The organism is Bilophila sp. 4_1_30, assembly GCF_000224655.1.
Classification (GTDB): Bacteria; Desulfobacterota; Desulfovibrionia; order Desulfovibrionales; family Desulfovibrionaceae; genus Bilophila; species Bilophila wadsworthia.
Genome location: NZ_JH114234.1, coordinates 110830 through 119570 on the forward strand (window position 1 = coordinate 110830; position 8741 = coordinate 119570).

Below are 8741 nucleotides of genomic sequence, written 5' to 3' on the forward strand. Positions count from 1 at the left end.
GGGCATAAGATGGCGGTGATGCTCCACTATATGCCCAAGATAACCGGGATTGCCCCGGCACAGGTGATTCCGCGAGAAGGGCGGCAGTTCGCAGGTTTCGCCTTGACGGATCAACAGGCCCATTGCACACAGGGCGGTTAGAAGGCGGTCGAGGCTTTGGGGGACGCACCCTGTCCGATCGGCGAGTTCCGTCACGGTCATCGGCCCGTCGGACAGAGGGGTGAACACGTCCAGATGCACGGCGGCGTGGATGGCGCAGCTTTCCCAGTACATCCCGGAAGCGTGGAGCAAGGCGGAAGGGGTCCAGTCTTTCATAGCGCACCTCCTGTGCTTCTTTGGAGTAGCATCCCTCGCACTTTGTCACAACCGCCGAGATTCGATGAAAGCGGCAGCCTGAACCGGAACGGGCCGGTGCCGGCAGGCAAACGCTGATGCCCTGTGCATGGCGTGGCCGGACTTTTTTGTGGGGGAATACCGTTGCCGTTGACTGGGGCGTGATCCGCATTTGTGCGGATCGGTCGGCTACGCTTTTTTCTCTGCTCCCCATAACCTGCCGACAGAGGCTGCTTGCGCTGCCGTAGTGCGTGAAGTATGTTCATGACGACATCTTCCCACGTCCTGTGTGTGGGGGGGAGATGCGCACTGGGGAAGCAGGCGGGGAGAACCATTATCTTTTTTTATCGCATTAATATGTTTTTATCCGTCATTTAAAAATGTTAAAAAGCATGTTGTTTCTTTATTTGACTGATTATGGTTTGAACGGTCTTTTAAAAAAACAGAGCTCCGTGTTTTTGCACGGAGTATGTTCTCCGAAAACACTATGATTTCTTTGAGAAAACATATAGGGTACGTATAGGATCCGGCAGCGGCCCGGAAGGTCAGAGCCAAACGGCATGTTCGGGCATGTCGCTTCACATAACACTAGAGGCAAGGAACAAGGTCGGAGCATGAGAAGGCATGGATACGGGATATCCGTTTTCGGGGCGATCGTCTTGTGCTGTTTGTTCTTTTGCTTTCCCGCGCAGTCAGACGACAACGCCGTTTCCATCCGGGTGGGGTATTATGAGGATGGGGACTACATGTCCCGTGGCCGGTCCGCTGAGTATATCGGTTTCAATATCGAATTCTTGCAGAAGCTCGCCAAGGTCGGCGGGATGCGTTATGAAATGCTGGATGAGGGCAGCTGGGAGAACGCATGGCATCAGCTTTTGGAAGGGCACATAGATATGCTCCCCGCCGTGTTCCGCACGGAAGAACGGGAAAAAGAGGTTCTGTTCTCCAACCTGCCCATGGGTACGCTTTACGTTACCCTCAATGTCAGAGTTGACGACAAACGGTACGGTTACGAAGATTTCAGCTCCTTTCAAGGGATGCGGGTCGGCATCATCCGGGGCAGCAGCGACGGAGAGCGTTTCCTGCGTTATTGCGAGAAGTTCGGCGTCAAACCGATCATCGTTCCCTATGCCGAGACGCAGGCGTTATTGAGTGCCCTTGAGGACGGGACGCTTGACGGCGTCGCCATCACCCACCTTGGCCGCAGCAGCACGTTCCGGAGCGTTGCACAGTTCTCTCCGGAGCCGGTGTATATCGCTGTGGCGAAGAACAGGCCGGATTTGCTCGCCCGTCTTGATGCGGCGATGAATGCCATCGTGCTGCGCGATCCCAACTATATGATGCGGCTGTACGACAAATATTTTGCCGTCAGCATGGCGCAGCAGCCGGTCTTCACCAAGGAAGAGGAAGCGTTCCTCAAACAGGCGGATGTGGTTGTCGCGGCGTATGATCCTTCGTGGGCGCCGCTGGAGTATACCGATACGGAAACTGGGATGTTCTCCGGCGTCACATCGGATCTGCTGTCCACTTTTTCAAGATACACAGGGTTGCGTTTCCGTTTTGAGCCGATAGATCAGGCCGAAGCGCTGGAAAAGGTCAAGAAAGGGCTTATTGATATGGTCTGCTCCGTAACGGGGGATTACCTCTGGGACGAGCGCAACAAGATGTATACTACCCGTTACTATCTGCGGGCGCCCATCATGCTGGTGCGGACCAAGCAGCCGCACGCCATAGAACGGATTGCCCTGCAAGGAGGCTACTGGTTCTCGGAGCATGTGGCGGCGGATCACCCGGGCAAGGAAATCATTTTCTACAAGAACGTACGGGAATGTTTCGATGCGCTGCTCAAGGGCGACGCGGATGCGGTTTACGCGAACGTCTATGTGACCAACTATTTGCTTACGGAACGCCGTTACGAATCCTTGGCCGCCACGAGCATGAGCAAGTACACGAGCGAAATCTGTTTCGGCATTTCCAAGTGTGCGGACCCGCGCCTGCTCTCCATATTGGATAAGTGCATCCAATATACGGCCCCTGAACGGATGGACGAGCTGGTGCTGAAGAACACCACCAAGCCCCGCCAGATCACGCTGCTCGATTTCGTGGCCCAGCACCTTATTGAGGTCGGGTGCGGGATGCTGGCGGTTTTCGGGGTGATCCTGCTGCTGTTGGTCTACAATCTCGCCATCAAGACGAGGAGCAACCATCGCATACAGGCCTTGCTGTACCGGGACGGGCTGACCAATCTCGACAACATGAACAAGTTCTATGTGGAGTGCGGGAAGCTGCTCCGGAAAGCGCCGAGCGGAAGCTATGCCTTGCTTTACGGGGATATCAATCAGTTCAAGACGATCAACGACAACCTTGGTTTCGCCGTGGGCGATCAGATCTTGCGGGCCTTCGGCGCGATCCTGCAGCGTAACGTCAAAGATGGGGAATGCTGTGCCCGCGCATCGGCGGACCACTTCATCCTGCTGGTGCGTTATGCCGACTGGGAATCCCTGCTTGTGCGCATAGAAGAAATCGGCATGGAACTGGACGAGTGGCGGCGTATGCAGGACATGGCGTACCGGATCGTCACAGTGTTCGGTGTCTATTTGGTGAACGAGACGGAAGGGTTCGATCTGCACCGCATGTTGGATTTTGCCAACTACGCGCGCAGGAACGCCAAGCAGACGATGAAGAACATTGTCCTTTACGACGAGAAGATGCGGCAGGAAGCGCTGTTGCAGCGCGAACTGGAAGGAAGGCTGGAGATCGCCCTGTCCCAAGGCGAATTCGATGCCTATTTCCAGCCCAAGGTGGACATGCGGGACGGCGCGCTCATCGGCAGCGAGGCATTGGTCCGGTGGAATCACCCTACGCGGGGCCTGCTTATGCCGGGAAGCTTTATCCCGTTTTTCGAGCGGAACGGCTCCGTGGTCGAAGTGGATTTGTACATTTACGAACTGGTTTGCCGGACCGTGCGCGAGTGGCTGGAGCGCGGGATGACCGTTAATCCCGTTTCCTGCAATTTTTCAAGCCTGCATTTCGACAGCCCGGAATTTCCCGAACTTGTCGCGGCGATCGCGGATCGTCACAATGTACCCCATGCGCTTTTGGAACTGGAAATCACCGAGAGCGCGATCATGCGCAATCCCCAAATCGTCTGTGCGCAGGTGTTGCGGCTGAAAGAGCGCGGCTTCATGATCGCCATCGACGATTTCGGATCGGGGTATTCTTCCCTCGGCCAGTTGCAGCAGCTGATGGCTGACGTGCTCAAACTCGATCGCAGCTTCGTGCGGCGCGGGATGTTCGGGACGCGGGAACGGATTGTCATCGGCAACGTTATCCACATGGCCGGGGAACTGGGTATGCAGGTCATCTGTGAAGGCGTGGAGAACGCGAAACAGGCTGAGATGCTTATTGAGCTCGGCTGTTATTATGCACAGGGCTTCTACTACGCGAAGCCGATGCCGCGAGACGTGTTTGAGGGGCTTTTGGAGAAAGGCAAAGTTCTGCAGGACGAAAAAGAAAACAAGAAGGGAGCCTGGCAACGGAAGCCTTAAGGCATTGAAGGCCGAAGCGATTTCCCCTGTGGATTCAAAAAAGCTCTCTGTAAAGGTATAAAAGGCCATGTACGCGAATCTTTCCCGTACATGGCTTTTCCTTTCCGTCATGGGTCGGAACGGTAAACGGAAAGTGAGGCGATGCCATAAAGTGCTGGCGTTGAGGAACATCTCTAGTATATTCTCTTTTCAACAAAGAGCTGTCTGTACGTTCCGTTTCCGGAGGAATGCGGGTTCCGTTCAGACTATTTGGGGGAGGGACGGATGAGCATCCGTTGGGTTACGTCTCTATTGGGCCTGCTGCTTACCGTAACGATCATGGTGACGGCAGGCTTATCATGGAATGTGTACAGCTCGTTCACGAAAATGGTTGAGGCCGACGTCCAGTACCTGAACCTGATGCAAGTCAGCCGGGAATTGCTCCAGAGTTCCTATGATCTGACCCGCAAGGCGCGGGAATACGTCAATACGGGCGATGAGGCTTCCGAGCGGACGTATTACGACATCCTTGCGCAGCGGTCCGGGAGGGTGCCCCGGAAGAGCTCCCTTGCGCCGGGAGAGACGATCAGCCTTCCGTCTCTGCTGGAGCGCTATGGAGCCAGCCGGGGAGACATGGCGTTTTTGGCGACCGCCCTGCGTCGCTCCGACGATCTGGCGATTACGGAGATCGAGGCCATGCAGGCGAGCAAGGGAGAAGCCTTGTGCCCTGACGGTTTGCACAGCGGATCGGACACAATCGATGTGGAGTATGCCCGCCGCCTTCTTTTTAATGCCGCCTACCAGAAACGGGCTGAAGAGATCATCAAGCTTGTCGAGTCGGGGATCACCAGCATCCTTGAACGGAAGTCCCATCAAATCGAAGCGTACAAGCGTTCTGTCGTATACCATATGAAGGAGTTGGGAGCTTCCATAGCGGTTGTATTCCTCATCGCGCTCATGTGGATCTGGTACGGGATGAAGAAGGTGAGCCAGCCGCTCCGTGAGACTACGCTGTTCGCGCACCGGGTCGCGGAAGGCGAAGCGGAATCGTCCATTGCCGTCAGCGGGCATGACGAAATCGCGGAACTGAGGGCCATGCTCAACGTCATGCTCAGCAGCCTGCAAAAAAACGCCCTCATGCTGCGTGAGCTTTCCTATATTGATCCGCTCACGGCCCTCTGGAACCGCCGCCGTTTCCGTGAGGTGCTGTCCGATGAGCTGCGGCGGGTGCAGGAAGAGAAAGGGAAGGGGTTTGGGTTGGCGTTCATCGACGTGGATTGCTTCAAAGGCATCAATGATACGTTCGGCCACGCCGCCGGAGATATGGTCCTGCGGGAGTTTGCAAAACTTGCCAGAGAGATGCTCCCCGACTCGGCGACGTTCGCACGGCTCGGAGGGGATGAATTCGTGTTGCTCCTGCCTGATGCCGATGAGGGTGCCTTGTTCCGCCAGCTTGAAGAGATCCGGGTGGCCTGTACGGCAAAGCCGCTCGTCCATGCCGATCGGGAGGTGCGTTTCAGCATCAGCGCCGGAGGTTATCGGTTTACGTCTTTGGGGGCTATCGATACGCCCGAGGAGAACGAAAAGACGATTTCCGATTTGTTCCGGTATGCGGATTCCGCGCTTTACATGTCCAAGCAGGCGGGGCGCGACCGGGTGACGCTCTGGAGCCCGGATTGCTCATTTCCCTGTACCGAGGGCTGCTGGAAGGAACAATCCGTTTCGGATGACGTTTGTTAGGGGGCGGAGAGAAGGCGGGAAAGGCGGAGTTCCGGCGACCGGATATTTTGGGGAGAACGCATTGATGTCCAACAAGATGGCTTGTTGAAGCCCCGAGGGTTGGGGAGAAAGGGCGGGATACGTGACGCCGATCACGGCAAATCATGCCGCATCGGGTAAGATGTGCGGCATTCCGTTTGAAAGGAGCCGTCCGTGAGCATCATGCGTTCGATTTTGTGCCTTACCCCGTCCTCGCTGGCTTTTGTATTGGGCGGCGCGCATTTCTGGCGTGCCGGACAATACCCGTTTTCCGTCGGCTGTATGCTGTTCGCACTGCTCGTTTGGAGACGAGAGGCGTGGATACGGCAGGTCACGCTTGTGTTGTTGCCGCTGTTGGCCGCGCGCTGGGTGTGGGCGGCGGCGCAGTTCGTGCAGCTCCGCATGTTCATGGAACAGCCGTGGATGCGGCTGGCGTGCATCCTGCTCGGCGTGTCGCTGTTTACCGCCACGGCGGCCCTGTTGCTGGAAGGAAAGACGGGGGATGCATGGTATGCGCGCGGCAGGAAGAGGGCGCTCATGCGGACGGCGGCCTTTTTCGGGACGATCTCCATCCTGACGCCGCTGCTTTTCGTCGCACCGCAGGTTTTCCTGACGGAGCGTTTCCTGCCCGGATGGGCGCCGCTCCATATCCTGCTTGCCGGGTTTTGGGCCTCGTGGGTGGCATCGCGGCTTGGGGACAGGGATGCCGCGCCGCGTACGCGCTTATTCATCTGGCGCCTGTTCTCGGTGGCCTTTTTCGTACAGCTCGCCCTCGGCCTTGCCGGATACGGCCTGTTCCTCATGACCGGGAACCTTCATCTCCCCGTGCCGGGCATGATCCTCGCGGCCCCGCTATACCGTGGCGGCGGGCTGTTCATGCCCATTCTGTTCGGCGTCTCCGTACTGCTGGCCGGGGCTGCGTGGTGCAGCCACCTGTGCTATTTCGGGGTCTGGGATAGCGTGGCGGCCTCCGGGCGCAAGGCTACCCCGCCTCCACGTTGGATGTTTCGGCTCCGGCTGGTTTTCCTTGGGCTCATGCTGGCAGTCCCCGTCGTCCTCCGGCTGTCCGGCGCTCCGACCGGGGTCGCCGTTGCGCTCGGTTTGGCGCTCGGCCTGCTGCTCCTGCCCGTTGCGGTGCTGTTGAGCCGCCGGTACGGTTCCGCCTGCTATTGCCTTGCCGTATGCCCGCTCGGGCTGGTGGCGAACTGGCTCGGCAAGATCGCGCCGTGGCGCATCCGGCGGACCGATGCCTGTATGCGCTGCCTCGCCTGTATTCGCGTCTGCCGATACGGTGCGCTGACTTCTGAGCGGTTGAAGGAGGGACGCCCGGGCCCAGGATGCACGCTGTGCCGGGACTGCCTCTCCGTCTGCCGTCATGGCGGGCTGGCCGTGACCCTGTACGGAAAAACGTGCGGAGCCGCTGAATCCAGTTTTGTGGTGCTCCTCAGCATCATGCATACCGTATTCCTCGCCGTCGCCCGCGTATGACGCCGTAGAGCTTTTAACAGGCGGAAAGCCATTGCTTTGGGGAGGTTCCTTTGAGACTCTCCCCATTTTTTATGGCTTCTGTAGAGGTATGGAATTTTGGGGGATTGGGCCGGATTGGATGGATTTTTCCAGCGTTGTTCCACAAGAAAGCCCCGGCTTGGGAGAAAAAGCCGGGGCGGGTCCCTTCCGGGCGTAGGGACGGGGCAAGAGGGCGTCACTTCGAGCTGAAGTTGGGGCCCTGCTTGAATTCGAGAAGCTGGTACCAGTCGGGGCATCCCGCCGCGAGCTTGCCCTGCGGCTTCAGTTCCTTGCCCGCAAAGGCGGGGAAGTCCTTGCCGTAGCGGTAGGCCCGGTGTACCTGCGTTTCGGGATTGTCGTCACGCTTCACGCAATAGGCCTGATCGTCGGTGGAGATGGGATTGTTGTATTCCCAGACCACCTGCTTGTCCGGAGTGACTTCGAAAAGATGCCCGTTGTTGGTGGAGGTGATGAACCAGTTGCCGTTGGGGAGCTTCTGGGCCGCTGACTGGAAGTCGGAATAGAAGCTGTTGTGATCCTTGGTTTCGTACTGCCAGACCACCTGATTGGTGGCGGGATTGATTTCCATGACGGAGCTGCGGTTGGCGCTGGGGCGATGCGTGCCGTTGTTGAAGATGGAGATATTGCCGTTGGGCAGCCATTCCACGTCGTGCGAGCCGAAAAGCACCTGATCGCCGTCGTCGTGGTAGCCGGAAGGAGCCTTGCCCATGCCGTGGGTGGCGGGGTTGCCATAGCGCCAGACGATCTTCTTGGTCTTGCGGTCGATGATGTAGATTTCACCGAAGTCGCGGGAGTTGACCGCGTATTGATCGGTCTTGGCATTGTAGCGGACCGAATTCCAGTGGGTCCAGTCGGCGCGGGCGAAATAGCCCATGCTCAGGGGCAGATGCCAGTTGATGTCGATCTGGTCGGGGCCTGTCCCGATGTTGTCCCAGACATGCCATTCCCACGCGATTTCACCCTTGGGCGTGACTTCAAGGATGGCATCGGGCCAGATGCCCTGAAGCGGCTGGCCGTCGGGCCCTTGTCCGGGTGCGGGCATTCCGTTGCGGCTGAGGGCCTTGTCCTTGGGATCGCGGCCCTTGGCGAGGGCTTCGTCATACGTCTTGTTTTCCCAGATCAGGATGGCGGTGTTGCCGTTGGGCAGGCGATCGAAACCGTGGTGCGCGATCTGGCGCGGATTGCTGACTTTGTATTCCCAGACCACCTTGCCGTCCCACGCATACTCGCGGAGCAGGCCGTACCAGCCGCCGAAGTTCACGGGACTGCCGGCGATCTTCTCCGCGCGGAGCAGATTCCCGTTGGGAAGCAGTTCCGCATAGAAGGCGGGATGGTCATGCTTCCACGTATGGACAATATTGCCTTCCATATCGATGAGGTAGGTCTTTCTGCTGCCTGGATCCTGGATTTTGTCCACAATCCACGAAGAAACCTTGGTGTGCGGCGTGAACAGCGTGTAGCCGTCGTAGGCCTTTGCCTTGTCATAGGCCAGCAGCCCGAGGGGGCCGGTGATGGCCTCGTAGGCGCTTGCCGGGGCTGAGAGCATGAACAGGGACAGCAGGGCCGTAGCCAATGAGGTAAGCCTGAACATGGAGA

Annotated in this window: 5 protein-coding genes; 3 read left to right on the forward strand and 2 right to left on the reverse strand. The window is 58.0% G+C overall.

The genetic code is table 11. The features are described from left to right. On the reverse strand, window positions 1-315 hold a 315-nt coding region (locus tag HMPREF0178_RS16670), incomplete at its 3' end, for a methyltransferase dimerization domain-containing protein (protein ID WP_009380945.1). Between the two features lie 632 nt (window positions 316-947). Here HMPREF0178_RS16670 and HMPREF0178_RS16675 point away from each other — a divergent pair. The 3 genes from HMPREF0178_RS16675 to HMPREF0178_RS16685 all read left to right on the forward strand — a co-directional run bounded on the left by HMPREF0178_RS16675 (window position 948) and on the right by HMPREF0178_RS16685 (window position 7106). Then, window positions 948-3881, forward strand: a complete 2934-nt coding sequence (locus HMPREF0178_RS16675; RefSeq protein ID WP_009380946.1) for an EAL domain-containing protein — start codon at window positions 948-950, stop codon at window positions 3879-3881. 264 nt (window positions 3882-4145) lie between these two features. After that, window positions 4146-5600, forward strand: a complete 1455-nt coding sequence (locus HMPREF0178_RS16680) for a diguanylate cyclase (protein ID WP_009380947.1) — start codon at window positions 4146-4148, stop codon at window positions 5598-5600. Between the two features lie 201 nt (window positions 5601-5801). Then, the gene (locus HMPREF0178_RS16685) at window positions 5802-7106 is read left to right on the forward strand and encodes a 4Fe-4S dicluster domain-containing protein (RefSeq protein ID WP_232281318.1); all 1305 of its coding nucleotides are present in this window, start codon (window positions 5802-5804) and stop codon (window positions 7104-7106) included. A gap of 214 nt (window positions 7107-7320) precedes the next feature. On the opposite strand, the gene HMPREF0178_RS16690 is transcribed toward HMPREF0178_RS16685, so the two are convergent. After that, a partial coding sequence (locus tag HMPREF0178_RS16690; protein WP_009380949.1) for an aryl-sulfate sulfotransferase occupies window positions 7321-8741 on the reverse strand: 1421 nt, incomplete at its 5' end.

Excerpts from the sequence above, each read along its gene's own strand:
- HMPREF0178_RS16680 (WP_009380947.1), top strand. The coding sequence starts at position 4,146 with ATGAGCATCCGTTGGGTTACGTCTCTATTGGGCCTGCTGCTTACCGTA.
- HMPREF0178_RS16675 (WP_009380946.1), top strand. The coding sequence starts at position 948 with ATGAGAAGGCATGGATACGGGATATCCGTTTTCGGGGCGATCGTCTTG.
- HMPREF0178_RS16685 (WP_232281318.1), top strand. The coding sequence starts at position 5,802 with ATGCGTTCGATTTTGTGCCTTACCCCGTCCTCGCTGGCTTTTGTATTG.